This window comes from Lacisediminihabitans sp., from assembly GCF_036569425.1.
Classification (GTDB): Bacteria; Actinomycetota; Actinomycetes; order Actinomycetales; family Microbacteriaceae; genus Lacisediminihabitans.
The window spans coordinates 38,818-64,527 of record NZ_DATCQQ010000029.1; the positions used below are offsets into that span (position 1 = coordinate 38,818).

General features: G+C 66.0%; 29 protein-coding genes and 1 pseudogene. 10 read left to right on the plus strand and 20 right to left on the minus strand.

Annotated elements, in window-relative coordinates:
* Positions 1-123: 123 nt before the first annotated feature.
* From VIM54_RS05930 to VIM54_RS05940, 3 genes are read left to right on the plus strand one after another with little or no spacing between them, the layout of a single operon-like run.
* Positions 124-1,416: an extracellular solute-binding protein gene (locus tag VIM54_RS05930; RefSeq protein WP_331899843.1), complete on the plus strand. Its 1,293-nt coding sequence runs from the start codon at positions 124-126 to the stop codon at positions 1,414-1,416.
* The gene (locus VIM54_RS05935; protein ID WP_331899844.1) at positions 1,413-2,342 is read left to right on the plus strand and encodes a sugar ABC transporter permease; all 930 of its coding nucleotides are present in this window, start codon (positions 1,413-1,415) and stop codon (positions 2,340-2,342) included. Before VIM54_RS05930 ends, VIM54_RS05935 begins: the two co-directional genes overlap by 4 nt.
* The gene (locus tag VIM54_RS05940; protein WP_331899845.1) at positions 2,339-3,262 is read left to right on the plus strand and encodes a carbohydrate ABC transporter permease; all 924 of its coding nucleotides are present in this window, start codon (positions 2,339-2,341) and stop codon (positions 3,260-3,262) included. The genes VIM54_RS05935 and VIM54_RS05940 overlap by 4 nt, the downstream gene beginning before the upstream one ends.
* On the opposite strand, the gene prfB is transcribed toward VIM54_RS05940, so the two are convergent.
* Positions 3,259-4,368, minus strand: coding sequence for a peptide chain release factor 2 (gene prfB / locus VIM54_RS05945; RefSeq protein WP_331899846.1), 1,110 nt, complete (start codon positions 4,366-4,368; stop codon positions 3,259-3,261). The two genes, VIM54_RS05940 and prfB, sit on opposite strands and share 4 nt — an antisense overlap.
* Positions 4,369-4,438: 70 nt before the next feature.
* Here prfB and VIM54_RS05950 point away from each other — a divergent pair, with 70 nt between their 5' ends.
* Positions 4,439-5,680 carry an MFS transporter gene (locus VIM54_RS05950; RefSeq protein WP_331899847.1) on the plus strand — a complete coding sequence of 414 codons (1,242 nt, stop codon included), beginning with the start codon at positions 4,439-4,441 and terminating at the stop codon, positions 5,678-5,680.
* Positions 5,681-5,822: 142 nt separating this feature from the next.
* Here VIM54_RS05950 and VIM54_RS05955 read toward each other — a convergent pair whose 3' ends face one another.
* The 3 genes from VIM54_RS05955 to VIM54_RS05965 all read right to left on the minus strand — a co-directional run bounded on the left by VIM54_RS05955 (position 5,823) and on the right by VIM54_RS05965 (position 9,041).
* Positions 5,823-7,010 (minus strand): geranylgeranyl reductase family protein, encoded by a 1,188-nt coding sequence (locus tag VIM54_RS05955; RefSeq protein ID WP_331899848.1) that lies wholly within the window; start codon positions 7,008-7,010, stop codon positions 5,823-5,825.
* Positions 7,011-7,112: 102 nt separating this feature from the next.
* Positions 7,113-7,709, minus strand: coding sequence for a GNAT family protein (locus VIM54_RS05960; RefSeq protein WP_331899849.1), 597 nt, complete (start codon positions 7,707-7,709; stop codon positions 7,113-7,115).
* 150 nt (positions 7,710-7,859) lie between these two features.
* Positions 7,860-9,041: an MFS transporter gene (locus VIM54_RS05965; RefSeq protein WP_331899850.1), complete on the minus strand. Its 1,182-nt coding sequence runs from the start codon at positions 9,039-9,041 to the stop codon at positions 7,860-7,862.
* A 97-nt stretch (positions 9,042-9,138) separates the two neighbouring features.
* On the opposite strand from VIM54_RS05965, the gene VIM54_RS05970 reads away from it, so the two are divergent.
* A complete protein-coding gene (locus tag VIM54_RS05970; RefSeq protein WP_331899851.1) occupies positions 9,139-9,411 on the plus strand; it encodes a type II toxin-antitoxin system Phd/YefM family antitoxin in 273 nt (90 codons plus the stop codon).
* Between the two features lie 121 nt (positions 9,412-9,532).
* On the plus strand, positions 9,533-10,057 hold the full coding sequence (locus VIM54_RS05975; RefSeq protein WP_331899852.1) for a GNAT family N-acetyltransferase: 525 nt from the start codon (positions 9,533-9,535) through the stop codon (positions 10,055-10,057).
* A 48-nt stretch (positions 10,058-10,105) separates the two neighbouring features.
* On the opposite strand, the gene VIM54_RS05980 is transcribed toward VIM54_RS05975, so the two are convergent.
* The 3 genes from VIM54_RS05980 to VIM54_RS05990 form a co-directional block, all read right to left on the minus strand.
* Positions 10,106-10,435 carry a hypothetical protein gene (locus VIM54_RS05980; RefSeq protein ID WP_331899853.1) on the minus strand — a complete coding sequence of 110 codons (330 nt, stop codon included), beginning with the start codon at positions 10,433-10,435 and terminating at the stop codon, positions 10,106-10,108.
* Between the two features lie 64 nt (positions 10,436-10,499).
* On the minus strand, positions 10,500-10,826 hold the full coding sequence (locus VIM54_RS05985; protein ID WP_331899854.1) for a hypothetical protein: 327 nt from the start codon (positions 10,824-10,826) through the stop codon (positions 10,500-10,502).
* On the minus strand, positions 10,823-11,260 hold the full coding sequence (locus tag VIM54_RS05990) for a phosphoribosyltransferase family protein (protein WP_331899855.1): 438 nt from the start codon (positions 11,258-11,260) through the stop codon (positions 10,823-10,825). The genes VIM54_RS05985 and VIM54_RS05990 overlap by 4 nt, the downstream gene beginning before the upstream one ends.
* Before the next feature lie 461 nt (positions 11,261-11,721).
* On the opposite strand from VIM54_RS05990, the gene VIM54_RS05995 reads away from it, so the two are divergent.
* Together VIM54_RS05995 and VIM54_RS06000 are read left to right on the plus strand one after the other, a co-directional pair.
* On the plus strand, positions 11,722-12,345 hold the full coding sequence (locus tag VIM54_RS05995; protein WP_331899856.1) for a sigma-70 family RNA polymerase sigma factor: 624 nt from the start codon (positions 11,722-11,724) through the stop codon (positions 12,343-12,345).
* Positions 12,311-13,351: a CU044_5270 family protein gene (locus VIM54_RS06000; RefSeq protein WP_331899857.1), complete on the plus strand. Its 1,041-nt coding sequence runs from the start codon at positions 12,311-12,313 to the stop codon at positions 13,349-13,351. The genes VIM54_RS05995 and VIM54_RS06000 overlap by 35 nt, the downstream gene beginning before the upstream one ends.
* A gap of 646 nt (positions 13,352-13,997) precedes the next feature.
* On the opposite strand, the gene VIM54_RS15925 is transcribed toward VIM54_RS06000, so the two are convergent.
* A complete protein-coding gene (locus VIM54_RS15925; protein ID WP_414673179.1) occupies positions 13,998-14,390 on the minus strand; it encodes a hypothetical protein in 393 nt (130 codons plus the stop codon).
* A gap of 414 nt (positions 14,391-14,804) precedes the next feature.
* Positions 14,805-15,656 (minus strand): LysR family transcriptional regulator, encoded by an 852-nt coding sequence (locus VIM54_RS06010; protein ID WP_331899859.1) that lies wholly within the window; start codon positions 15,654-15,656, stop codon positions 14,805-14,807.
* An 89-nt stretch (positions 15,657-15,745) separates the two neighbouring features.
* On the opposite strand from VIM54_RS06010, the gene VIM54_RS06015 reads away from it, so the two are divergent.
* A complete protein-coding gene (locus VIM54_RS06015; protein ID WP_331899860.1) occupies positions 15,746-17,212 on the plus strand; it encodes an MFS transporter in 1,467 nt (488 codons plus the stop codon).
* Here VIM54_RS06015 and VIM54_RS06020 read toward each other — a convergent pair.
* Positions 17,209-17,427, minus strand: a pseudogene (locus tag VIM54_RS06020) (helix-turn-helix domain-containing protein); the annotation flags it as partial. The gene VIM54_RS06015 and the pseudogene VIM54_RS06020 sit on opposite strands and share 4 nt — an antisense overlap.
* 16 nt (positions 17,428-17,443) lie before the next feature.
* Between VIM54_RS06020 and VIM54_RS06025 the strand changes: the two are divergent.
* Positions 17,444-17,656, plus strand: a complete 213-nt coding sequence (locus VIM54_RS06025; RefSeq protein WP_414673180.1) for a hypothetical protein — start codon at positions 17,444-17,446, stop codon at positions 17,654-17,656.
* Between the two features lie 42 nt (positions 17,657-17,698).
* On the opposite strand, the gene VIM54_RS06030 is transcribed toward VIM54_RS06025, so the two are convergent.
* The 10 genes from VIM54_RS06030 to VIM54_RS06075 all read right to left on the minus strand — a co-directional run bounded on the left by VIM54_RS06030 (position 17,699) and on the right by VIM54_RS06075 (position 25,648).
* Entirely contained in the window at positions 17,699-18,142 is a 444-nt protein-coding gene (locus VIM54_RS06030; protein ID WP_331899861.1) for a pilus assembly protein TadG-related protein, read from the minus strand.
* Positions 18,139-18,621, minus strand: a complete 483-nt coding sequence (locus VIM54_RS06035) for a hypothetical protein (RefSeq protein ID WP_331899862.1) — start codon at positions 18,619-18,621, stop codon at positions 18,139-18,141. The genes VIM54_RS06030 and VIM54_RS06035 overlap by 4 nt, the downstream gene beginning before the upstream one ends.
* Positions 18,593-18,994: a TadE/TadG family type IV pilus assembly protein gene (locus VIM54_RS06040; RefSeq protein ID WP_331899863.1), complete on the minus strand. Its 402-nt coding sequence runs from the start codon at positions 18,992-18,994 to the stop codon at positions 18,593-18,595. The genes VIM54_RS06035 and VIM54_RS06040 overlap by 29 nt, the downstream gene beginning before the upstream one ends.
* A 5-nt stretch (positions 18,995-18,999) precedes the next feature.
* Positions 19,000-19,176, minus strand: a complete 177-nt coding sequence (locus VIM54_RS06045) for a hypothetical protein (RefSeq protein ID WP_331899864.1) — start codon at positions 19,174-19,176, stop codon at positions 19,000-19,002.
* Between the two features lie 25 nt (positions 19,177-19,201).
* A complete protein-coding gene (locus VIM54_RS06050) occupies positions 19,202-20,149 on the minus strand; it encodes a type II secretion system F family protein (protein WP_331899865.1) in 948 nt (315 codons plus the stop codon).
* Complete coding sequence (locus VIM54_RS06055; protein WP_331899866.1) at positions 20,137-20,997, minus strand: type II secretion system F family protein; 861 nt, start codon at positions 20,995-20,997, stop codon at positions 20,137-20,139. The genes VIM54_RS06050 and VIM54_RS06055 overlap by 13 nt, the downstream gene beginning before the upstream one ends.
* Positions 20,994-22,226 carry a CpaF family protein gene (locus tag VIM54_RS06060; RefSeq protein ID WP_331899867.1) on the minus strand — a complete coding sequence of 411 codons (1,233 nt, stop codon included), beginning with the start codon at positions 22,224-22,226 and terminating at the stop codon, positions 20,994-20,996. The genes VIM54_RS06055 and VIM54_RS06060 overlap by 4 nt, the downstream gene beginning before the upstream one ends.
* 110 nt (positions 22,227-22,336) lie before the next feature.
* Positions 22,337-23,590, minus strand: a complete 1,254-nt coding sequence (locus tag VIM54_RS06065; RefSeq protein ID WP_331899868.1) for a DUF6716 putative glycosyltransferase — start codon at positions 23,588-23,590, stop codon at positions 22,337-22,339.
* A 13-nt stretch (positions 23,591-23,603) separates the two neighbouring features.
* Positions 23,604-24,473: an N-acetylneuraminate synthase family protein gene (locus VIM54_RS06070; protein ID WP_331899869.1), complete on the minus strand. Its 870-nt coding sequence runs from the start codon at positions 24,471-24,473 to the stop codon at positions 23,604-23,606.
* Positions 24,443-25,648 carry an acylneuraminate cytidylyltransferase gene (locus VIM54_RS06075; RefSeq protein ID WP_331899870.1) on the minus strand — a complete coding sequence of 402 codons (1,206 nt, stop codon included), beginning with the start codon at positions 25,646-25,648 and terminating at the stop codon, positions 24,443-24,445. The genes VIM54_RS06070 and VIM54_RS06075 overlap by 31 nt, the downstream gene beginning before the upstream one ends.
* Between the last annotated feature and the right edge of the window lie 62 nt (positions 25,649-25,710).

Consider the following 25,710-nt stretch of genomic DNA (forward strand, 5'->3'; position numbering starts at 1 on the left):
GCCGACGCCCATCGGCGGCCAGGACAGCCATCCGCATCCTTGACACCCATTCGTGAACCTGACAGAGTCGGCTAAGTTTTCGTGAACGTTCACGCGTGCTCAATGATGAGAGTGGGATACCGGATGGACAACTTGTCCCGCCGCAGATTCATGACCGGAACGATGGCTGTCGCGGGGCTCGCGGCGACGGGAGCGCTCGCCGGCTGCTCCCGAACGGAGTCGATTTCCACCGATCCCAACCTCCTGACGCTGTGGTACTGGAACCGCTCGATCAGCGAGAAACTGCTGGATTCGGCCCGGCGGAGTATCACCGGCACACCGCGAAGACTGCGTACCGACATGATCGGCGGCAACTTCGACGTCAAGCTCCGCACGAGTCTCGCCGGCAGGGCGTACGTGCCGGACATCACGGGGCTGAACTCGAATGTCGCGCTCTACTTCCCCTCGGAAGACCAGTTCGTGGACATGAACGAGCTGGGGGCGCAAGAGCACAAGGCGGACTACCTGCCCTGGAAGTGGCAGTTCGGGGTCACGCCGACCGACCGCATGTGTTTCTGGCCGATGGACACCGGTCCGACGGCGCAGTTCTACCGCACCGACCTCTTCGCCGCCGCCTCGCTTCCACGGGATGCTGACGAGGTCGCGGCCACCACAGACACCTGGCCGGCGTGGCTCGACGCGGGCCAAAAGCTCAAGCGCAACTCGGGGGTGTCCCTGCTCGCGAACGCGAGCATCGTCTACAACCAGATCATCAACGCGAGCGCCGAACGCTACTTCTCCCCCGCCGGCCGTGCCCTGTTCCAGGACCAGAAGGGGACCGTCCGCCGGGCCTGGGATGTCGCGGTCGCCGCGGCCCAGGCGGGCATCACCGCGAAGGTGCAGACCCCGGCCGAGATGAACTCGGCCTGGGTCAGCGGCAAGGTCGCGAGCCACATCGAGGCGGTGTGGTGGGGCCCGATCCTCAAGTCCACCGCGCCGAACAGCTCAGGCAAGTGGGCCGTGGCCCACCAGCCGGGCGCCCCCGGCAACAGCGGCGGGTCTTTCCTCGCCATCCCGAAGAGCTGCAAGGACCCCAAGGCCGCCTTCGACTTCATCACCTGGCTCACCTCGCCAGAGGCCCAGATCGAGACGTACAAGGACGTACAGCTCTTTCCCTCGGCCCCGACGGCATTCGAGTCGCCCCAACTCAGCTCGCCAGACAAGTTCTTCGGCGGGCAAGACGTGCTCGGCGTGTTCCAGGAGTCGGCGAAGGAGGTGCCGATCACCTTTGTCAGCCCATACGACAGCCAGGTCTCCGAGGGGGTGCTCAAGGAGCTCGTGAACGTCGAGACCCAGGGCAAGGACCCGGATCGCGCCTGGGCCGACGCCATGGCCCAGGGCATACGCCAGCTCGAGAAGAGGGGGCTGATGAAATGACGACCTCCCCGTTGACGACTCGCCGCCCGGTGCCCGCCCTCAAGCGCTACTGGCCACAATACCTGGCCATCTCGCCGTTCTACATCCTGTTCCTGGTTTTCGGACTCTTCCCCGTCGTGTTCTCGCTCTACATCTCCCTGCACGACTGGGACGGCATCGGCACGATGAAGTGGGTGGGGCTCGCCCAGTTCCAGTACCTGCTGAGCGATCCCCGGTTCTGGAACGCCGTCTCGAACACCTTCATCATCTGGTTCATGTCCACGATCCCGATGCTGTTCTTCGCCCTCGTGATCGCCGTGCTGCTGCACCAGAACATCCGCTTCAAGGGCTTCTACCGCGTCGCGTACTTCATGCCGAACGTCACGTCGATGGTGGCGATGGCCCTGGTCTTCGGCTCCGTCTTCTCGGACACCTTCGGAATCGTGAACTCCGCCCTGAAGTCCCTCTCCCTGGACACCGTGCCCTGGCTCACCTCCGACTGGGGAATCAAGACCACGATCGCCGTCATGGTGATCTGGAGGTTCACCGGCTACAACGCGATCATCTTCCTCGCCGGCCTCCAGGCCATCTCTTCCGACGTCTACGACGCGGCCAAGATGGATGGCGCGGGCACTGCCCGCATCTTCGCCCAGGTGACCATCCCCATGCTGCGGCCGGTGATCCTCTTCACCGTGATCACCTCCACAATCGGCGGACTCAGTCTCTTCACCGAACCGCAGGTCTTGCTGGGCAACGCCGGAGGCCCCAACGAGTCCGGCATGACCATCGTGCTCTACCAGTACAACCAGGCGTTCACCCAGTTCGACTTCGGCTACGGCTCGGCCATCGGCTGGGCGCTCTTCGTGATCGCCGCGCTGTTCGCGGCGCTCAATTGGCGGCTGGTCAGTGAACGCACTGGAACGAAGAAGTGGGGACGGACAAAATGACGACCACGCAGGCCAAACCGCCGGAGCTGCAGACCCCTCCGCAGCTGTCGCCCCCGATCGACGAGGCCCAGGCCAGGCGGGACGCCCGGGCGCTGAAGCAGAGCCGGGTGGCCAGGATCGTCACCCACCTCGCCATTCTGGTCGGCGTCTTCCTGTCGATCTTCCCGTTCTACTGGCTCGTCGTCATGGCCACCAATACCACCGCGGACATCTTCGGATACCCGCCCAAGCTCATCTTCGGCACTCACCTCTTCGAGAACATCGGCCACGTGCTGGCCAGCATCGACCTGCTGGGAGCACTCGGCAACACCCTGTTCGTCGCCCTGTCCTGCACGGTGCTCGTCATGTTCTTCGACTCGCTCGCGGCATTCGCCTTCGCCAAGTTCGAGTTCCCGTTTCGGCGCACCCTGTTCGCGGTGCTGCTGGCCACGTTCATGATCCCCGCGCAGCTGTCCCTCGTTCCCAACTTCGTGGTCATGAGCCAGCTCGGCTGGATCGGCTCGTTCCAGGCGCTGATCATCCCGGGGGCGGCCAACGCGTTCGGGATCTTCCTGCTGCGGCAGCTGGCATCCGGAGCCATTCCGGACGAACTCGTGGAGGCGGCCCGCATCGATGGCGCCGGCTTCTTCAGGACCTACTTCCTGGTTGCCGTTCCTATGCTGCGCGGCGGACTCGCGTTTCTCGGCATCTTCACCTTCATCGGCGCGTGGAACGACTACGTCTGGCCGCTCATCGTGCTGGTCGATCCGAAGAGGCAGACCCTGCAGGTGGCCCTCTCGCAGCTGAGCTCCATCTACGGAACCGACTACGGCATGGTGATGGCCGGCGCGCTGATCAGCGTCGTGCCGCTCATCGGCGTCTTCCTGATCGGCTCACGCCACTTCATCGCCAACATCGCGGCGGGGGCGGTAAAGGGCTAGTCGCTCTTGTCGCGCTTGCGCCACTTGATGCCGGCGCTGATGAACCCGTCGAGGTCACCGTCGAACACGGCAGACGGGTTGTTCACCTCGTAGTCGGTGCGCAGGTCCTTCACCATCTGGTACGGCGCGAGCACGTAGCTACGCATCTGGTCGCCCCAGCTCGCGGTAATCACGCCGGCGAGTTCCTTCTTCTGAGCCGCCTCACGCTCGCGCTCGATGAGCAGCAGGCGGGACTGCAGCACTCGCATCGCCGCCGCGCGGTTCTGGATCTGGCTCTTCTCGTTCTGCATCGACACCACGGTGCCGGTGGGGATGTGGGTGATCCGCACCGCGGAGTCCGTGGTGTTCACCGACTGGCCGCCCGGACCGCTCGAGCGGAAGACATCCACCCGGATGTCGCCCTCCGGCACCTCGACGACGTCGGTCTGCTCGATGAGCGGGATCACCTCAACCGCGGCGAAGCTGGTCTGCCGCTTGCCGGCCGAGTTGAACGGGCTCATCCGCACGAGGCGATGGGTTCCGGCCTCCACGCTCAGGGTGCCGAAGGCGTACGGGGCGTCCACCTCGATCGTCGTCGACTTGATGCCCGCCTCCTCGGCGTAGCTCGTGTCGAGCACCTTGGCTGGATAGTTGTGCTGCTCGGCCCAGCGCAGGTACATGCGCATGAGCATCTCGGCGAAGTCCGAGGCGTCCACTCCCCCGGCGCCGGCGCGAATGGTGACGACGGCGGCGCGGGAGTCGAACTCCCCGTTGAGCAGCGTCTGCACCTCGAGCTCGCCGAGGAGCTTCTGGATGCTCGTGAGCTCGGCCTGCGCGTCGGCGGCGGCCGAGGCGTCCGACTCCTCATTGGCGAGCTCGACCATGATCTCGAGATCGTCGAGCCGCGACTGGATGCTCACGATCTTCGCGAGCTCCGCCTGCTTGTGGCTGAGCGCCGAGGTGATCTTCTGCGCCTTCTCGGTGTCGTCCCACAGGTCGGGCACGCCGGCCTGTTCGCTCAGGTCCGCGATCTCCGCCGTGAGCTTGTCGACCCCGACGACAGAGCGGATGTCCGCAAAGGTCGAGCGAAGCGCGGCGATCTGTTCAGAAAAATCGAGCTCGTCCATGTCCCCACCAGCCTACCGGGCCTGCCGGGTACCCCTTCCTGCCCACCGACCGCGGGTAGCATCGAACGGGATGGGCACCGCAGAGCAGGACTTCAGCTTCCGCTCGATAGCCCTACCCGCCATCCTGCCGACCCTCGCCTTCTCGCTCGGCGAGGGCGCGATCATCCCGATCATCCCGGTGGTGGCGAACAGCCTCGGTGCCTCGCTCGCGGTCGCCGGCCTGATCGCGTCGATGATCATGCTCGGCGAACTCTTCGGCGACATCCCGAGCGGCTGGATCGTGTCGCGCATCGGCGAACGCACCGCCATGATCTACGCGGCGCTGCTGTCCATCGTCGGGCTCGTCACCGCCCTGCTGGCCCCCAACCCGTGGGTTCTCGGCGTGGGGATCCTCGCGATCGGGCTCTCCACCGCGGTGTTCGCCCTCGCCAGGCACGCCTTCATGACGAGCTTCGTGCCGCGCGCATACCGGGCCCGCGCCCTCTCCACGCTCGGCGGCACCTTCCGCCTCGGGTACTTCGTCGGTCCGTTCATCAGCGCGACGGTCATCCACTTCACCGGCAGCACCCAGTCGGTGTTCTGGGTGCACATCGTGGGCTGCACCACGGCCGCGTTCCTGCTCATCGTGCTGAGGGACCCGGCGGAGCAGCTCGCGGTCAGTCGCGCGCCGGCCGCGATGCGCGAGGGCGAGAAGCTCGTGGCCGACGAGGCGCACGGCCTGTTCCGCAGCATCTGGAACAGCCGCGCGGTGCTCGCGCGGCTCGGCACCGGCGCCGCCCTGATCGGGGCGATGCGGGCGAGCCGGCAGGTGATCCTGCCGCTCTGGGCGGTGAGCATCGGGATTCCGGACGCCCAGACCGCCCTCATCATTGGAGCGGCCGGCGCGGTGGACTTCGCCCTCTTCTACGCGAGCGGCCAGATCATGGACCGCTGGGGCCGGCTCTGGAGCGCCCTGCCATCCATGATCGGCCTCGGCGTCGGGCACCTGATCCTCGCCTTCACCCACGATGTGCCTGGCGCCGTCGTTTGGTTCATCGCCGCGGCCATCTTCATGTCGCTCGCCAATGGCGTGGGCAGCGGAATCCTGATGACTCTCGGCGCCGACCTCGCCGACCCGCGGGACCCTGCCCCGTTCCTCGGGGCCTGGCGCTTCACCGGCGACGCCGGCAGTGCAGCGGCCCCGCTCGCCGTCTCGGCCGTCGTGGCCGTCGCGTCGATCGCCGTCGCGAGCGGCGTCATGGGCGTCGTCGGGCTCATCGGGGCGGGCATCCTGCTGCGCTACGTGCCGCGGTTCGCCCCGCACCCCCGTTAGCTCAGCCGCCGTCAGCTGAGCCGCCGCTAACTCAGCCGCCGCTCGCGCCGGCGCGCGCGACCCCGCCCGATCACGAGTGAACGACTGTACGTCGAACGGTGGATCCTCCGCTCACTCTCCCGGGCCGAATCGCCCCCGCGGGTCAGAGCCGCAGCAGGGCGAGAGCCGTGCGCATCGCCCTCGTGCGGACGATGCCGGAGAGGGTCTTCGCGCCGGTGCAGACGCTCACGAAGAGGCGTCCTCCGACGCCCGAGAACGCGAGGAAGAAGTGCACGACCCCCGGATGCTTCTCGAAGATTCGCAGGAGCCTGAGGCCCGCCGAGATGTCGGCCGCGAGCTCGGTGTCGACTCGCGCCACGTAGGAGTCGAGGGCCGCCGCCCGACCGCTCTCGTCGGCGTGGGAGGAGGCACGCGCCGCAGCCTCTCCCGCCCAGGATCCGGAGCGGAGGGCGTAGGAGATGCCCTCCCTGGTCCACGGGTCGAGCAGCCCGGCCGCGTCCCCCGCCACGATCACGCTTCCCCGCCGCAGCGGCGAGTCCGGCGTTCGCCACTGGGTGAGGTGCCCGGACGACCGCAGCTCCTCTTCGTGCTGCAGGCCCAGCCCCTCAACCCACTCGCGCAGGTAGCGCCGCGTGGCGTCGGGTGACCCCTTTGCCTGGATCACCCCCACAGTGAGCACGTCGTCCTTGGGGAACATCCACGCGTAGCTGCCAGGACTCTCGCCCCAATCCAGAAAAACCCGGTCGTCGAACCTCGTGGCGTCGACCTGTCTCCTTTCCGACGGGCGGCGGATCTCCAGCTCGAGCGCGAGGTCGATCCCACCCGCGACCACCCCCACGTAGCGGCCGCAGCGGCCGCTCGTGCCGTCGGCGCCGATCACCGTTCGTGCCCGGATGTCGCCCCGGTCGGTTGCGATGACAACCTCCCCGCCCTCGGCCTCGGCTTCGACTTCGGCGAGCGAGCGCACCGTGAGGCCATCGGCGAACGTGACGCCGGCCGCGACCGCCGCCGCCACGAGGGCAGCGTCGAACCGTTCCCGCTGCACGAGGGCGAGCAACTGTCGACCCGCCCGGAGGGACCGCACGGCGCCACCGCGCAGCGAGAACCGCACGGCGCTCGCGCGGCGCTCCACGGTCTCGAGCACCGACGGCGGAATGTGCTCCAGCGAGATGCCGATCAGTCCGCCGCCGCAGGTCTTGTACCGCGGAAACCGCGCCCGGTCGACGAGCAACACGGATGCCCCGCCCTCGGCCGCGACGCGCGCCGCCGTCGAGCCGGCCGGCCCGGCTCCCACGACGACCACATCCCAGAGGGTCTGCTCGCTGAACATTTGCGTCAACCCTACGTCTGCACAAATTTCAATAGTCCTTTGCACAGACCGAGACGTCGTTTGCCGAGTGCATAAAGGGGAACGTCCTGCGGAGATCCGGACTCAGCTGGCCTCGCGGTTAACGCGGTCAGACAGCGCGAACTTCACGGTGGGCCACTCGTTGTCGATGACGGAGAACACGACGGTGTCGCGCACGGTTCCGTTCTCGAAGACGGTGTGGTTGCGCAGCACGCCGTCCTGCTTCGCGCCGAGTTTCTCGATGGCGGCTCGCGACTGGTGATTGTGCCAGTGCGCCCGGAACTCCACAGCAATGCAGCCCAGCTCCTCGAACGCCCGCGTCAGGAGGAGGAGTTTCGCCGCCGCGTTGACGCCGGTACCTTGCGAGGCACGGCTGAGCCAGGTCGACCCAATCTCCAGGCGACGATTAGCAGGATCGAGGTTGCAGTACGTCGTCATGCCAACAGCACGGCCACTTGCACCGTCGATGATCGCCCAAGGCGCCATACGACCCTCTTTCTGAAGAGAGAGTCGGCGCTCGATCTCATCATCTATATCGGTCGGCGCCGGGATGTGGGTGTACCACGTTCGCCACAAGTCATCCGTTTCGGCCGCGACCGCAAGGTGGCCGCAGTGTTCCGGGCGAAGGGTCTCCAGAGTCACACGGTCGTTCTTGAGGGTTGGAGTGGCCGCGAAAGTCATGCCTAAACGATATGGCCCGCAAAGGCGTGCCCGTAAGACCCCAAGGAACGTCCTGTGGGACGGCACGTGCAGGTTGTCCCTGCACGCAGGGTTCGCGCGCGCGAGAGGATCGATATTCGTTGGCCGACGCGTTGATGTGGGTTATTCGGCTCAATGGAGTTGCCAGAGACCCCGACCTCGGACGAGGAGTCCGACGAGTCCGAGGCCGGCGCATGCCCACAGTGTGGTTGTGATCGATGTGGTGCCGGTCAGTATTCCAGCGGTTAGGGCGCCGATGGTGGTGAAGGTGAGGGCGCTCGCGCGGTAGGCGCTGCTGACTCGTCCGAGGAGGTGGTTCGGGACGATGCGCTGGCGGGTTGTTACCGATGCGACATTCCAGGTGCTGACGGCTGCTCCCAGGAGGAGGAGGCCGGCCGCTACGGCGGGGGTGGATGTCGTTGCCAAACCGGCGAAGACTCCGATGGCGGCGACGATGGATCCGGTGAGCACTTCTCGGAGCGGTCGGGTCCGCATCAACTTCGGGGTGCACAGTGCGCCCGCGATGCTACCGACGGCGAAGGCGCCGAGAAGGAGGCCGTATCCAATGCTGTTGGTGTGTAGTTGGTCGTGAGCGTAGACGACCAGCATTGCCAGTAGCGCGCCGCTTGCCGCGCTGAGGGCAACAGTGAGAACGACCATGGTCCGTAAGGTCGCACTCTTCCACAGCCACGCGATTCCTTCGCTGATGTCTCGGCGCAGATTCATCGGCGTCTGTTCAGGGTAACGGGAGGTTGGAGAGAGAAACGCGATCAGAGTGGCGCTAATCACGAACGAGATCGCGTCCAATGTGAGGGGGACGCTGGGTCCGAAAACAAAAAGGAGTCCGCCGAGCGGCGGTCCGATCAGCTGTGTTGCGCTGAGTTGGCTCGTGAACAATCGCGAATTGCCCGCGGGCAGGAGATCTGGGGTGAGGACCTGGGGCAGTATTCCGATCGCCGCATTGTCGTAAACGGTCTCGGCGGTCCCGAGCAAGAAAGCGAGCAGTGCAAGCAGCGCTATTGGCAGTGATCCCTCGGCAAGGAGGATGATCGTCGAGACGCAGATGATGATGGCGCGAGCAGCGTTGACCATCCACATCAAGCGACGCCGCTCGAAACGATCGGAGATCGCCCCGCCGAGGAGCCCGAACACTGGCCATGGCAGGAAGCCTGCGGCGGACACAATCGAAATCGCGAACGGGTCCGATGTTGCCGAGGCGGCAAGAAGGGGAATGGCGGCGATCCGCAGCCCATCTCCCAGCGCCGAGATTGTGGATGCGGCCCACAGTCGAATGTAGTCGCGAGGCATCGACATCGGTGGGGTCCACGCCCCCTCTGTGCTCGATAGTGTACATAATGTACGTATCGAACATAGTCCTAAACGTACGTCCTGTACAGAAAGGAGAATCAGGATGAAAGAGATTCCCGTAACCCAAGCGCGAGCGGTCTTAGCAGAACTGGTGAACGAAGTGGCCTATGGCCGGGAACGCGTCACCTTCACCCGCCACGGTAAGCCGTTGGCGGTTCTGGTCTCCGTAGCAGAGGCGAAACTCCTCGATTCGCTGGCAATCCAGGAGGCAACCACCCCGCACACGCTGCAAGTCCTCGACCTGACAGCCTCGCAGCACACGTTCGAGCAAGCCGCACAATACACGTCCGCGTCCTCACTCGACGGGCCTTCTTAGCCCTATAGGCAATGCTCAGGCGTGCTGATGCTGTGTCACTTGGGAAGGGCGTACGGGAGCATCAATGTCGCACCGTCGGCGCGGGGTCTCTCCCGGGTTCCCGTGTCGATACAGTTGCCCTATGCCGCACCTGATCGCACCAACCGGACGGCTCCGCACCACCTGGCTCGAGGCACATGCCGAGTGGGGTCCAGGCGTGCACGAGGACGGTTTCGGATTGTTGCCGACCGACGAGGTCGACTCACCAGCCGGATTCGCGGCGTGGGCGGCGCGGCTGGCCGAGGACTCGGCACGTTGCACGTACCGGTGGATCGTCGAAGACGACCAGGTGCTCGGCGGGATCGCGCTGCGGCACGAGTCCAACGACGTCGTTCAGCGGGCCGGGCACATCGGCTACGGCATCCGGCCATCTGCGCGCCGACGCGGGCTGGCGACGTGGGCGCTGGGCCAGATGGTGGATGAGGCGCGTGGTCTGGGCATGCACCGGGTCCTCGTTGTCTGCGAGGCCGGCAACCTCCAGTCAGCGAAGACGATCGAGCGCCAAGGCGGCATCCGTGATGATGTCGGCGGAAGCGAACTCGCCGACGCGTGGCGTTACTGGATCACCCTCGGTGAGCCTCAAGCGCTCATCCCCGGGTCCAGTTAGCCGAACCCTGAGCGGGCTATTCACTCTGCCGTCATGGTCCGCTCCTCGCTAGGAGTAGAAGAGCGCCGTGAAGAGGAAGTAGATGAGCCCAATGAGCGGAAGTGAAAGTACCGCGATCGCGAGCGCGGACCAGGCGAGCGGTGACTGGTCCTCTATCGCGACGGCAATGGACGTAACAATGGCGATCAGCAAGAGCACTCCACCGCCGATGAGGAAGCCAACGGCGGCGTTGAATTGGCTTTCGAAGGAGGTTCCCTTGTCCGTGAGGGCGAGAATCTCGCCCGTCAGCAGGAGCAGAAAGGCGGCGATGCTAATAACAAGCGCTATTGGACCGGGGTTGAGTATTCCGTTTCGCGGTTCATTGCGGGCAGCAATCATGCTGGAGATCTCCTGCGATCAGGGCCGCGCATCGCGATCAGGATGACGACTGCAGGTCGACCCCTCACCGGGAGGCCAAGTACATGTGCAGCAGAACCGCCGGAGGAACCAAGAGCAGCGTCCCGCAGACGATGAGCACCACTCGATTGCACCGCTTCCTGATGGCCTGGATGCCAAGGAACGCAGCGACCCCGATGCTGACTACCGGTGCAAGCACCAAGAGGTACTCGGTGCCGAGGAGGTTGAACGGCCCGCAGTACACCTCGCAACTGTCGCTCTGGTCGGGAGCGGCCCACATCATGGCCCCGAAGACGACGAGAGCCGCGCCCGTCGCGACGGCGACCGCGATCTCGCGGCTACCGCGGCTTGTCCGTCCCGCGCCCCGGGTCAAAGCTCACGATTGTGAAAGATGGTGCGGATGTTGAGTTCTCGGCGTGTGGCGTTGCGATCTAACAGGTCAATCGCAACCGAGGCGCCGAGCCACTGCGCTCCGGCGAGTTCGACGATTTGTTTGAGTGCCGTGAGCTGGCTACCCGTGTCGACAATGTCGTCGACGGCCAGAACCCGGTCGGTGGACAAGAGGATGCCGCGGCGAAGTCCCAACTCAAGATGGCGGTCATGGTAGTCCGGCGGGGTGGTGACGACGATCCACGGGTCGCTGTCGACCGCGACGACAGGGTCCTTGCGAATAGCCGCAAAACCCAAGCCCAGGTAGCCTGCGACCAAACCGCCAAGAAAGTGCCCGCTCGTAGGCGGCCCAATGATGACCGTAGGTGCGGGGTTAGTGAAGGACGAGGCCAACAATTGGCCAATGCCCGCAATCACCGTTGCGTCTCTCCACCACGGCTGCAGATTGACATATTCGGACCGGTCAGGCGGTCGGTCACCGGAACATAGAGCTCAGCCATACGCGCACGAACGTCCGAATTGCTCACCCCAGAAGCATAGGAGAGCCCTACGAGCACACATCGTAAGGCAATGCATCGCTTGCGAATCGTGAACCTCGAGTTGGCGCAGATGATGAACGGCTACCGCACCACCGTGCTGATTCATAGCGGGCCGCCGCAAGACATTCAAGACGTGACTACGGGGGCTGGGGCAGCGTTGGTCAAGACGACGAACGATGGAGCCACGTTCTGCGGGGTACCTGGACCTGATTGCTGACAGGCGCGCTGGCGTAGAGCAGTTTTGGCCGTCTCGCAACTACCCGCTGATGACCGATGTGAGGCTGGAGCATTGCCTATCTGGTCTACGCCTTCGCCTTCAAGGGGAAGAATGAACTTAAATTGGGCGGTAACGCAATTAACTATGTGAACACAGACAGCGCAGTGATCCGACGGTCCATTGAGACGCCGGCGGAATTCGGCGAGCTATTCGTTCGACACGCGGCGGTGCTTCACCGTTACGTCGTTCGCCGCGTCGGTGAAAGTGCTGCGGATGACGTGCTGTCCGATACCTTCTTGATCGCGTTTGAGCGACGCGACAAGTTCGATTCGCAGTGGACGGATGCTCGCCCTTGGCTCTTCGGTATCGCAACCAACCTCATCCGGAAACATCACCATGACGAGACTCGTGCGCTGAAAGCGCTGTTAGCTGCACCACGAGAAATCGGCCCCACCGATGACGACGTCGCCATCGGCCGACGGCTCGACGCGGAACGGTCTGTCGCAGCGCTGAGCAAAGTGCTGCGGCGGATGCCGGCCAGGGATCGCGACACACTTCTCCTCTTTGCCTGGGCCGGACTCAGCTACGAGGAAATAGCGCAGACGACAAACACGATCGTGGGCACTGTCCGCTCACGCCTAAACAGGGCCAAGCGCACATTGCGTGAGGCCACAACTACCGGAGCGATAGCTCCTGAACTGGAGGTACCCGATGGACGAGTTAACCCTGTTGCGCAGCGCACGTGATTTTCCTGCCGTGCCACTCGACGAGCTCGCAAAAAACCGGGTGGCCCTCGACAAGGCGATCGGCGGTGCGGCTTCCCGCACATCGGCGAAAAAGCGGATGCAGCGCCGCGTGGGGTGGACATTCGCCTCAGCCGGGGTGGCGGCGACGATAGCGATAACCCTAGTCGCAACCGACACGATTGGATTCGGTGGGTCCCCGGTAGGGGCCTCGGCTGAGGCTGCAGAAGTGCTCAATGAGGCTGCGCAGACAACAATTCTCACCGCGGATCCGATTGTCGGCCCCGACCAGTATCTCCGTGTCGACACGAAGGCTGTCAGCGGGGTGGGGACCACGATTTCCGGCCATGACATCTGGTATTCGACCTTGAGCACGAGTTCTCTGTTCGTGCCGAAATCGGACCAGAAAAGCTGGGTGTTGCAGCGGTCATTGCCGGCGGTGTTTCAAACGTTCGGTCCAGAATCGCAAGCCTATGCCTCGAAGAATCAGGCGGAAATAGTGGCTGAACACGGTACGGGCGGAGAGTACTTTCAGGCCAGAAACGGCGCGTTCATGAACTCTCGCCCTGACTACACCCCAGAAGCGCTAAAAGCATTACCGCGGGACCCGCAGCAGCTCCTCGACCATTTCTATCTCGTGAACCCAGGGGCAGGCGTCTCAAAAGATGGCGCAGCCTTCGACCTCATCGTTGTTTTGCTTCGCACGGGATTCGTTCCTGCCGATCTTCGGGCCGCGCTCTACAAAGCAGCCGCGCTCGTTCCCGGCGTGAGCGTGACGGAGAAAGCCGCCACGCTGGACGGACGAAAAGGGATTTCCATCGGCCGCACCGAGAGCAAGACCGCCGAACGCCAGGACATCATTATCGATCCGACAAACGGCCTCGTCATCGGAGAGAGGCTCGTGATTCTCAACGGGCAACCCGGAATTCCCGCAGGCACCGCGCTGGGCTCAACATCCGTCACGACATCGGTAGTGAATTCTGCGCCAACCAGCACACCGAGCAAATGATCACGTCACCTGGAGAGTCCATCTCAAACCTGTCGGCGACGGAGAGACGCCGTGAAATCATCGAACCTCACGCTGTGCGCCTTCCGCCATGCAAGTCCGTAGACATCACAAGATCCGTTATCGCGGCCCTTCGGGCCGATGTGAACCCCGCTTCGCTCACCTGATAGGTCCTCGAGCTCAAGAGTCTCAAATACTGAGTCAGCGAACGGAGGACGGTCATCGACCGCCCTCCGTTTCGAGTTTCGCCACCGGCACGCGTGTGTCCCGTGAACGAATCACCGCAAGCCGGACGCCTTACGGGAAACTATTAGAGGGCGCGTTCTCAGCCACTCGACTACGGCTCTTCGCTGATTGAACGGCACGAGCCCGCACAGCAGATCAGCCGCGCGCTTTTCGCCGCCGGCATTATCGCCGGTGTGACCGGAGTCCTTCGATTGGTGATGGCACCCTCGTGGGGTCTTGCGGCGCTTGTACTTGTGGGCCTTGCGTTGGTGGCACTCTCCGCGCGTGGGCCCTGGGACAGCGAGAAAAGTGGGCGCAATAGGTCAGTTGTGGGTTTCCGAGTTCGCGCGGCCCCGGACGCCTCTGCCCGCCAAGAGCTTGACAAATAAGCCGAATGCTCTGTGGACCGGTCGGCGGTTTGCCCTTAGTGAAGGCCGGAAAGGTACGCGCCTAACACTCTTTGGGACTCGATTGGCGCGGCCTCAGATGTTCGGTACATCAGCAGCGCGTCGATCAGCCCGACAAGGTCCGGCGCGTGGACAGCCGGTTCGCTGACGCCGATAGCCTGGAGGACGCCTCGAGCTGCCTCGATCAAGTTTCCGCGCACGGGGGCATCTGCGGTCAGCATCGCACGGAGTTCTCTATCGCCACGGAGTTCGAACAGCAAAGCGAAGCGGACCGCTTGGGCATCCGGCCGACCGGCGAGCTGGTCGAGGAAGGCGGACGCAAGGTGTACTGCATCAGCGGCGGTGATCTCGGCTGGGATGGTGAACGCGTCGAGATCTTCCTGGGTGTAGTCAGCTAATCGTTCGACCACGAGAGCGCAGTGAACTCAGTGATCTTGCGGCCGCTGTCGAAGGAGCCACGGGCGTCGCTCCGGTGTTCAACACCGGAGGAGGAACCTCGGATGCCCGCTTCATCTCCTCTAGTGCCCCGTGGCCGAATTCGGGCTCACTAGCGAGACCATCCACCAGATCGACGAGCATGTGCGGATTGATGACTTGCGTCTCCTGTCGCGCGCTTATCTCTCAACCTTGATGGGATTTCTTCACGAGTGAGATTGAACCCGTAACGTCGGGCGATCTCTGGTCGCTCTCCGCTGTCTCGCAACCCTAGGGTTACGAGACGTCTCGCCGTCGCGAGACTGGCATGCCCATGTTGTCGTTCCTCAAGGGCGCGTGCACGATTTCTCAAGGCCGCTTGCGCGGAGCGGCACCCATCGGCCTGGGCGTCAGAGGCGCTCGATGGCGGCCTGGAATCGAACTTCAATTATGCGCCGTATGGTGCGTGCGTCAGTGTCGGAGATGTGGGACCCAGTCTGGACGCTCACGATTACTCCGGGGGGCTCGGGCAGGTCGCTGATCTCGCGGAGACGGTCCGGGAGGCGGCCGAGTCGCGGAAGGAGTGTGATGCCGAGACCGGCGCGGACCGCCGAGTGAATGCCCGCGAGGTCGGATGCTTCCGCGGCGATGGTATGTCGGATTCCAGCTCTGGTGAGAGTGTCGATAGCAGCGCTGCGGAGTCCGCTGTGATGGTCGAAGAGCACAAGCGGCACGGTCGTGGTTTTTGCGGAGGTGGGATCTTCTCCTCCGACCCATCGTGTTGGCAGAGCCCCGGATTCGCTCGAGTCATGGCTGAGGCGTTCGAGCACGAGTGCGACGTCGAGGCGGCTACTGGCGACTGATTCGCGAAGGTTCGCGCTGCGGCCGAGTCGAAGCTGAATCGTCTTCTGCGGGAAGGCGTCGCGGAGGGTATCTGTCAACTCGGGCAGCACGAAGTTTGCCGCGTGGTCCATCGTTCCGACGGTGAGGACGTTTCCAGGGGTGGCGAAGTCCGCGAGAGCGTCATCGTGCGCCTCGAGGATGACGTGAGCATGGCCGAGCATCCGTTCGCCGGCAGCCGTGAAGCGGGTGCCGCGGCCATCTCGCGTGACGAGCTCTTCCCCGAGGCTGTCCTCCAGACGCTGGATGTGGCGGCTGACCGCGGCCTGGGTCAGGTGCAGCGCGTGCGCCGCCTTGTGAAATCCGCCGCACGCTGCGACGGCCACGAGACTGCGAAGGGTCACAATGTCCAGCGTTACCATGCCCCGATGCTACTGATAATGCTAAAGGATCAATACCGAAACGGAATCATTGTTGGACGCCAGACGGGTAAGAACACGACAGTGGTGAGATGTCGCTTCCTTCTCGCACGCGCCCTCGCCTGATACTGGGTATCTGTTGTCTGAGCGTTTTGATCGTCGGGGTGGACAACACGATCGTCACCATCGCGTTGCCGAGCATGCGCTCTGACCTACATGCGTCATTCACGGACCTTCAATGGACAGTCGACGCGTACCAGCTTGTTCTGGGCGCGTTCCTGCTCATGGCTGGCGCGATCGCGGACCGGTGGGGGCGCAGGCGTACCCTTCAGATCGGTCTGACCATCTTCAGTGTCGCGTCGCTCCTGTGCGGCCTTGCTCCGAGTGTGGGGTGGCTGGTCGGGTTCCGGATCCTTCAAGCCCTGGGTGCCTCGATGATGAACCCCGTCGCCATGGCGATCGTCGCCCAGGCGTACCCCGACCCGAAGAAGCGCGCGAAAGCCTACGGGGTATGGAGTGGAATTTATGGGCTGAGCATGGCCATCGGGCCGGTCATCGGCGGAGTCCTCGTCGGCACCGCAGGATGGCGATCGATCTTCTGGACCAACGTCCCGATCGGGATCATCGCGATTGTCTTGTGTGCCCTCTTCGTATCCGAATCGCGATCGCCTACGCCCCGTAAGCATGACCCCGTCGGCCAGGCGCTGGTCGTCATCACACTGCTGGCCTTGACCTACGCCATCATCGAGGGCCAGTCCCTCGGTTGGGCCTCGACAGAGATCCTTGCGTTGTTCGTGACGGTGGCGGTCGCCGCAACAGCGCTGGTCCGGTGGGAACTGCGACAGGCGGAACCCTTGATCGACCCACGGTTCTTCGCGAGCGCCCCATTTGCAGGAGGGGTGGTGATGTCTCTGGTCGGGATGTCTGGGGCGGGCGGATACCTCTGGGTGATGACGTTCTTCCTGCAAGATTCCAAGCAGATGTCCCCTGTGGCTGCGGGGCTGTTCCTTCTTCCTGTCGCAGTCATGGTGTTCCTCTTCGCCCCAGTGGCGGGTCGGCTTGCTGCGGCACGCGGGCCCCGGACTCCGCTTGTCATCAGTGGCACCGCGATCGCAGTCAGCGCGGCGCTCCTCACTCACTTGCACCAATCCGCTCCGGCCTGGATATTGATCATCTCGCTGGTATTGTTCGGTCTGGGATTCGCAATGTTGAACGCACCGATTACATCGATTGCTGTTGCCGGCATGCCCGCCGCGCAATCCGGAGTCGCGTCCGCCATGGCATCGACATCTCGTCAGGTCGGGCAAGCCATCGGAGTGGCCGTGGTTGGCGCAATCGTGATTCCCGGCATAAGCAACGCCGCGGTGGGTACTTCCATCGCCGCCGCCAGCCATCCAGGATGGTGGACCGTTGCCGCTGCAGGAGGTTGCGTTGCGGTTCTCGCCTTCCTAACCACCAGTCGACGAGCGATGAATTCCGCCGAAGCCGTCACCCGCAACCTCGCGGCTAGAAAACCGGTGCCAGTCGAAGCCGAGGCGTCATTCGTGCGGCGAAACTAATCAGGCCCTACTGATTTCCTGGTGAGGACCCATTCCCCGTCTGGTCGAACGTCGCCATGCGGAGAAACATGTCGATACAGGGTCTGTCGGGAAATGCCGAGCTCACGACACAGGTCACCGACGTTCGTCTCCGGTTTCCCCATCGACGCAATCGCGAGACGGACTTTGGCGGGTGCCATTATGAAAGGGCGGCCGTCGGTCCTGCCGCGCGCGCGCTGAAGCTAACCCAACGTGCCGGCGCAGATGATCCTGCTCGGGGCGATCTTCGTCGGCATCGCGCTCGCGAGCGACAGCGTGTGGGCACTCGCCGCTGGGGCCGCGCGCGACTGGTTCGGCCGGTCCCCGCGCCGGGTGGAGCACCTGAGCGCGACCGGCGGCGTGATGATGATCGGCATCGGCACCACCCTCGCCTTCGTCGGCCACGGCGATGCCGCGAACACCTAGCCCACCCAAAGGAATACTGACCGGCTCAGAACACAGACCGGCTCAGAAGAACACGGACCGGGCCACCGCGGTCACCTCGATGCGGAACCCCTCCGGCACGAACACGGTCAGCACGGGTGGGCGCCAGTACCCCGAGAGCTCGACGGTCGCGCTTCGCCCGTCGGTCGTCACGGCACGCTCCACCGCGAGCGAGCCGACGTCATTCGGCGCGGCGGCCAGGTAGCCGCGAACCGCGGCGGCGACCTCCGTCGACCGCAGTTGAGGACGCGGGCCACCCGAGGCGAGCGAGACGTCATCCAGGGCGAACGCCTCGGCACCAGCGAGCGCCGCGCCGTCGGCGAGCGTGAAGAGCCGTTTGCGCTCGAAGTAGAGCGAGGTCGCCGCGACGACGAGCAGGATGAGCACCAGCGAGAGGAAGCCGTAGAAGATGGTGAGCGGCAGGATCGACCCCTCCTCGCCGCGGACGTCGCGCAGCCTGCCCCTCACCGGGTGCCCCAGAATCGGGAGACCTGCTGCGTCGCGCTCGCGTGCAGGGGAATGGCCAGGGGAAAATTGCCGGTCAGCACCGGTGGGAGCAGCGGCAGCGGCACCGACCCCTCGATCGTCACAGTGACGGTGCCCAACCGGGTGAGGCAGCGCTCAGGGCGCGGGCTGCAGCCGATCGTCACGCTCACCGAGCGGGCGTCGACCCCGTAGTCGGCGAGGGCGAAGTCGATCGCCCGCTCTGCCTCGCGCCGGCCCTCCTCGGCGGAGTCGGCCTGCACGAACACGCGGGCGGCCTGGCGAGACGCACCCTCCACGGCGAAGGCGCCGGCCTGGATGGACGACACCGAAAGCACGAGGTAGACGAGCGGGAGAAGCAGCAGCAGGCCGGCCGTCACGAACTCCAGCGAGGTCGACCCGCGCTCATCTGCCCAGCGCTCATCGGCCCACCGCTCATCGGCCCAGAGTCTCCACCGAGGCATGACCGGTCACCTCCAGACCGCCGTCGATTCCGACGAGGCCGATGAGGGGCAGTGGGGTGCGCACCGTGACGACCGCGGCCGGATGTCCGAGGTAGCTTCCGTAGTCCGCCGAGACGCCCGCCGCATAGCCGGCGCCGAGCGCTGCCGTGATGAGATCGCGAGTGCGAGCGGCGCCGTCCTGGAGCCCGTTGTCGGCGAGGGCCGCGAATCTGGCTCCCTCAGCCGCCGCATCGAGCACTGTGTTGCGGATGTGCAGCGCGAGCCCGAGCTGGATCACCGACAGGGTGAGCACGGTGAGCAGCGCCCCGACCATGACGAACTCGGCCGGGGCGGAGCCGTCGTCGCGGCGCAGTACCGACCGGAGAGCACGCACGGCGATCAGAAACCGGTGACTCGCTCGATCGCCTGCTGGAACACGCTGCTCAGCGCGGGTCCCGCGAGGGCCCAGATGATGATCACCAGGCCCGCGGTCATGAGCGTGATGAGCACCCAGCCCGGCACGTCGCCGCGTTCCTCCGCGGCCAGGCCGGTCATCATCCGACGAACTCTCGACATGATTTCTTCCTTTCTCTTGCGGCCGTCACCGGCCCAGTTGGAGCACGAAGATTCCCGGGAAGATGGCGAAAACGATGGTCACCGGAAGGATCAGGAAGACCAAAGGCACGAGCATCGCCACTTCCTTCTTGCCGGCGATCTCGAGCAGCTCGCGCTTCGCCTCGTCCCTCGAGTCCTGGGCCTGGGCTCGCAGCACGTCGGAGAGCGGCGTTCCGCGCTCCAGCGCGCCGGTGATCTGTTCGACACAGCGGGTGAGCGCCGGGAGGCGCACGCCGTCGGCGAGCGCCGCGAGTGACTCGCCGAGCGGGAGGCCGGTGTTCACCGCCGCGACAACCGCTCCGAACTCGGCCGCGAGTTCCCCGTGGCTCACCCGCGCGACGCGGCGGATCGCGTCCAGGATGCCCTCCCCCGCCGAGAGGCTCAGGGTGAGGAACTCCAGCACGGTGGGCAACTCGCTCGAGAGCCGTTCGAGGCGCTGCCGTGCCGCCCGCTGCAGCAGGAAGTCACGGAGCAGCACCCCGCCGACAGTGGAGCCGGCCACGATGATGGCGTAGACGGGAGCCGGTGGAGACTGCGCGCGCCCGAACGCCAGCGCGGCGAATGCGCCGGCGACGGCCCCACCGAGCGCCCAGCCGAGTTCGCGAGAACGGAACGCCTCCACGGAGAGCGCGCTCCCCGACTGCCGGAGCCGCAGCTGGACCGTGGCCGAGCCGCCGAAGAGGGAGCCGAGCGCCGCACGGGCCCACGCGGCAACCGGTGTGAGGAGCGCCCAGAAGACGGGAAGCGGGTCGGCAGACCGCCTGCCGAGCAGCTCGCGCGCACCGGACGAGACGTCGATGAGGTACGGGGCGACACGGTCGGCGAGACGCGGCCGGCCGAGCTGCGGGACGAGGCTCACGAGCGACCAGAGACCGACGCCCAACGCCGTTCCGGCGAACACCGCCCAGCCGCCGAGCGCTGTCAACTGAACCATCGTCGCTCCTCCGGCAGCCTCGCCAACCCGAGCATGGCTCGGTAGGCCACGGCGGTCACGGCGAGCCCGGCCACGATCAGCACGACCCCGCCCTGAGTGTTGTAGGCGGCCGCCGCCTCCGGACGGGTCGACAGCAGCACCAGGATCACCCACGGAGAGGCCACCCCGAGCTTGGCGGCATTCAGCACCCAGGACTGCCGCGCCTCGACCTCCGATCGGATCGCCGCTTCCGCCCTCAGGTAGGACGCGAGATTCCTGAGCACGATCGTGAGCTCGCTCCCCCCGACCTCCCTCGACATCCGGAGCGTCTCGAGGATGCGGTCGGCGACCGGGTCGGCGAGCCTCGCCTTGAGCGAGTCGGCGCAGAGCGCGAAGTTGCCGGTGGCCCGGTACTCCCGTTCGAAGGCGGCGAACTGCTCGCGGGTCTGCGGTGGCCCCGAGTGCGCGAGGGCCACGACGCTGTCGGGCAGGGCGAGTCCTGAGCGGACGGCCGAGACGAGGTGGTCCACCACATCCGGCCAGACCACCCTGGCCTGGCGTCGTCGGCTTCGCGCTCGCCAGCCCACGATAGACAGCGGAAGGGCAAGCACGACGCCACCGGCGATGACGGCGATGCTGAGCACCGGCACAAAGGCGAAGACGAGGGCGCTCGAGGCCACCGCCGCGAGCACCGACGCGGCCCCGAGGGCGGGAAGCGAGACCGCGTGAAGTCCGGCCTGGGCGAGCCGCTCCGTGAGCAGCCGCGCAAGCCGAGGCGGGGCCGCCGTCGCTTCGGATGCGGGCCAGAGCATCGGCGAGAGGGAGAGGACGATGCCCAGGCCGAGCAGCAGACCGAGGGCGACGGTCACGAGCGCACCGTGCCGAGAACGGAGGCGAGGTCGAATCCACCGGCAACGAACTTCGCGGACTTGGTGGGGTAGCTTCCCGTCGGCTCCAGCACGCCGCGGTCGCTCGCGAAGATCGTGCTGGCCTCGATCACGCCAGAGGTGACCTGTCCGCTCGGCGCCACGATCTCGGTCACCCGTCGCTTGCCGTTGCGCGCCAACTCGCAGTGCACGACGAGATCCACCGACGAGGCGACGGTCGGCACCACGAAGGCGGAGTCGATGTTACGGCCGGCGAGAAGAGGCAACGTGCACAGCTTCGCGAGGGCGTCCCGCGCCCCATTCGCGTGAATGGAGCACATGCCGGGGATGCCGGAGTTCAGCGCGATCAGCAGGTCGAGAGACTCCGCCTCGCGCACCTCGCCGACCACGAGCCGGTCGGGGCGCATCCGCAGGGCCTCCTTGATGAGTCGGCGGAGGGTGATCTCGCCGGTGCCCTCGAGGCTCGGCTGCCGGCACTGCATCGCGACGGTGTCGCGGGCGGCGAGGTCGAGTTCGAAGGTGTCCTCGACGGTGACGATGCGCTCCCCGGGGCGCGCCGACGCGAGGAGGCTGTTGAGCATGGTGGTCTTGCCGCTCTGGGTGGCCCCGGAGACGAGGATGTTCTGTCCGGCGAGCACGCACATCCGAAGGAACTCGGCCCCCTGGTGGGTGAGCGATCCGAGTGAGACGAGGGTCTGCAGGTCGCGGATGCGCCTGGTGAACTTGCGGATGTTGACCGCCCAGTGTGCGCGGGTCACGTCCGGAATCACGACGTGCAGCCTCGATCCGTCTGGCAGGGACGCGTCGACGAATGGACTGCTCAGGTCGACCCGCCGCCCGGACGACTGGAGCATCCGCTCGACCAGGTCGCGAACCTGCGTGCCGGTGAGCACCACGTCGGCGAGCTCCGGCACGCCGTTGCGGGCGACGAATACCCTCGCGGGCCCGTTGATCCAGACCTCTTCGATCTCCGGGTCATCGAGGTAGGGCTGAAGGGCGCCGAAGCCGGCGATCGAGGCGACGATCTGCCGGGTGGCCGCTCCCTCGTCGGCGAGCATCGGCAGGGTTCCGCCGAGGGCGCGCTCGCTGTACCGCTGAACCTCATCCCGAACGTAGCGGTCAGCGAGCGCGCGATCGTTGCCGAGGTCCACGCCATCCAGGCGCACCCTCTCGCGCACCCGTTCGGTGATGATCGTGACGGCCCTCGACATGCCGACAGTGTGGGCCGAGCGAGCGGCCAGCCGCGCCGATTGTCCACAGGCCGCTACGTGTCAGGGTGAATTAAGGGTCGGGTGAGTTGGGGGTCAGCGTGAGTTGGGGGTCAGAGTCGCACGGCCCGCTTGCGATCCCGGTTGAACTTGCGCACCGCGAGCAGCAGGATGCGCACCGGCGTGCCGATGACGAGGGCGATCGCGCCGGCGAGAGAGCGATCGAACCGGCCGAGGGCTCGCTTGCGGTCCCACGCGCGCCGCACCACCCCGCCCGCCGTGCCGCGCTTCAGCGACTTGAGCGGCAGCTCGCCCGCCTCGCGCAGGGCGAGTAGCTCGATTGTGCGGTCGACCCAGTCGTCGCCGGCCGCGCCGTGGAAGTAGTTGTCGTCGAGCCAGGCCGGGTCGGCCCGCTTGAAGCGGCCGTCCACGAGGTCCGCGCAGTTTCCGAGCAGCCCGCTGCCCTCGAACACCGTGTTGATGAGCGCGGCACTCACGCCGAAATCCTCGATCACGAGCACCGGCACCTCGAGCGCCACCGCCTCGATCGCCGCCGTCGAGCTCACCGTGACCAGGCCGGCGGCCCCGGTGAGATGGTCGGACATCGCGCCACCGGCCACGACCAGGTTGCCGGGCGCCGGGGGCTTCAGCTGCGCCATCAGGCTCGGATAGTCGTGGGTCTCGGCGTGTGTCTGCGCCTCGCCGACCGCCGCGCGCACCTTCACGACCAGGCGACGGTACGGATGCCGGCGAGCCGACTCGGCGAGCCAGCTGAGCAGGGCGAGGCGGTCGGCCTTCTCCCACGGAACCTTCGCCTGCGCGGCGAAGATCACGTCGCCGTCCGGCCGCCGGCCGGGCGTGCGGCGCGGCAGGAACGGCAGGGTCGCCAGCCCGAACCGCTGGTCGATCCCCATGCGTTCGGCGAGCTCGGCGAACTCGCGGGTCTCCCGCCGGCTGTGCAGCACGAAGAGGTCGGCCTGGGCGCGGTGCGCGATCGCCATCTTCGTGGCCGGCACCGAGATGCCTGGCAGCCCGGTGACGATCACCGGGCGCCGCGTTGCCGCCCCCACGACGGCGCGCACCACCACCTTCACGAGCGGCCCGCGCACCGAGACGAGCACGACATCCGGTTGCAGGCGGCCGATCCGCACGGCGAGAGCCGACAGGTCCAGGATCGCCGGCCGCGAGTCGTTGGACTCGCTGCCGGCGAGTGCTGCGGACAGCTGGTCGGCGCTCGGCATCACCGGGCTGGCGACCACCACGAGGGTCTTCTCCCACTCGGCCGGCGCGCGGTCGAGAAGGGCGGCCCCCCACTTGATGTAGGAGTCGGAGTCCGCGATCGCGAGAATGCGGGTCGGTGTCGTCAACGGGTCGGTGTCGTCAAGCGGGAACGCGACGAAGCTTGGCGAGCGGCGCCAACTCCCCGGGGAAGATGCGCTTGACTCCGTCGCCGAGCGCCTCCTCCACGATTCGGATGTCGCGAACCAGCTGCGTGAACCCCTGCGGTTCGAGCGAGGCCGCGTGGTCTGAACCCCACATGGTGCGGTCGAGCGTGATGTGCCGTTCGACGGCGACGGCGCCGAGGGCGACGGCCGCAATGGAGATCTGCAGGCCGCGCTCGTGGCCGGAGTAGCCGATGGGCACGCCGGGGTAGCGGTGGCGGAGGGTGGTGATCATGCGGAGGTTCGCCTCCTCCGGCGGGAGCGGGTAGGTCGACGTGGCGTGCAGAATCACGAGGTTGTCGGTGCCGAGCACGGCCACCGCCCGGTCGATCTGGTCGAGGGTGGACATGCCGGTCGACAGGATCACGGGCTTGCCGGTCGCCGCGAGGGCCTCGAGGAGGCCGAGGTCGGTGACGGACGCCGAGGCAACCTTGTGGGCGGAGACGTTGAGGTCTTCGAGGAAGTCGACGGATGGCTCGTCCCACGGGGAGGCGAACCAGTCCAGGCCGCGGAACGTCGCGTAGTCGCCGATCTCCACGTACTGCTCGCGGCTGAACTCCACCCGATAGCGGTACTCGAGGTAGGTCATGAGACCCCACGGCGTCTCGCGCGGCGTGTTCTTCATGTGCTCCGGCGTGGAGATCTCCGGGGTGCGCTTCTGGAACTTGACCGCCTGGGCGCCCGCGTCGGCGGCCACGTCGATCAGCTGCATCGCGAGATCCACGTCGCCGTTGTGGTTCAGCCCGATCTCCGCGATGACGTACACCGCGCCGGTGCCTACTTCTGAACTGCCGATGGACACAACCATGGTTCCTCCAATTGCTCGTTGATCCGTGAACTGCGGGTCGTCAAAATCAGGTCGGCGAGCTCGCGCACGGCGCCGTAGCCGCCCGGTGTGCCGAGCACCACGCGGGCGGCGGCGATCACCTCGGGCATCGCATCCGGCACCGCGATCGGCCAGCCGACGATGGCGAGGCAGCCGAGGTCGTTGACGTCGTTTCCGAGGTAGGCGATCCGCTCGAGCGGGATGCCGCGATCCTCGGCCCAGCCGGTGAGCGCCGCCGCCTTGTCACGCACGCCCTGGAGCACCTCCACCCGCAGCTTCGCGGCTCGGGCAGATACCACGGGGTGCGCCTCGGTGGAGAGGATCAGCACGGGCATCCCGCTCTCCCGGAGAAGCCGCACGCCGAGGCCGTCCGAGCGATTGGTGGTGACGAACTCGGAGCCGTCGGCGCCGATGAGCACCCGGTCGTCGGTGTGCACTCCGTCGAAGTCGGTGACGACCGCGTCGACGTCGATCGGATGCGGTTCGAGCGATGGATCGACGAGGGGCGCGAGCGCGTTCGCCATCTCGAGCTCGTCGACGGTGTCGATTTCGATGGCGGTGCGCTCGTCCACGATCGTCACGCCCAGGCGCCCGAAGAACCGGTGTCTCGCCAGGGCGAAGCCCTCGGCCCGCAACACGTAGAACGCCCCGGTCTCCCGGTAGTGCGGTTCGCAATCCTGACGCCGCTGCCGCACGGAGGGGTCGTGGTTGACGCCGACAGCGCCGGCATCGGTGATGCGCCAGAGGAAGGCGTGCGTCTCCACGGCGGAGAACACCACGTCCTCGACCCCACTGCGCACCCGTTCGATCGCCTCATCGAGCTCCGCCGTGTTGATGAACGGCGAGGTGGCCTGGAGGAAGACGACGATGTCCGGATTTGCGCCCTGCCGTTCGAGCACGTGCAGGAGCGCGGACTCGGAGGTCGCGAGGTCGGTCGAGAGAGTCGGCGGGCGGTTCACGATGGTGGCCCCGGCTGACCGGGCGGCCGCGGCGATCGCCGGGTCATCCGTGCTCACGACCACCCGGTCGATGAGCCTGCTCGACCGTGCAGCAGACACCGCGCGCACGATGAGCGACACCCCGCCGACCCGGGCGAGGTTCTTCGCCGGCACGCCCTTGGAGCCGCCGCGCGCCGGGATGATGGCCACGACGCTCATCGCTTCACCGTCGGAATCTCAGTCATAATCCTGCGAGACTAGGAAGCCGATGCTGCCTCGAA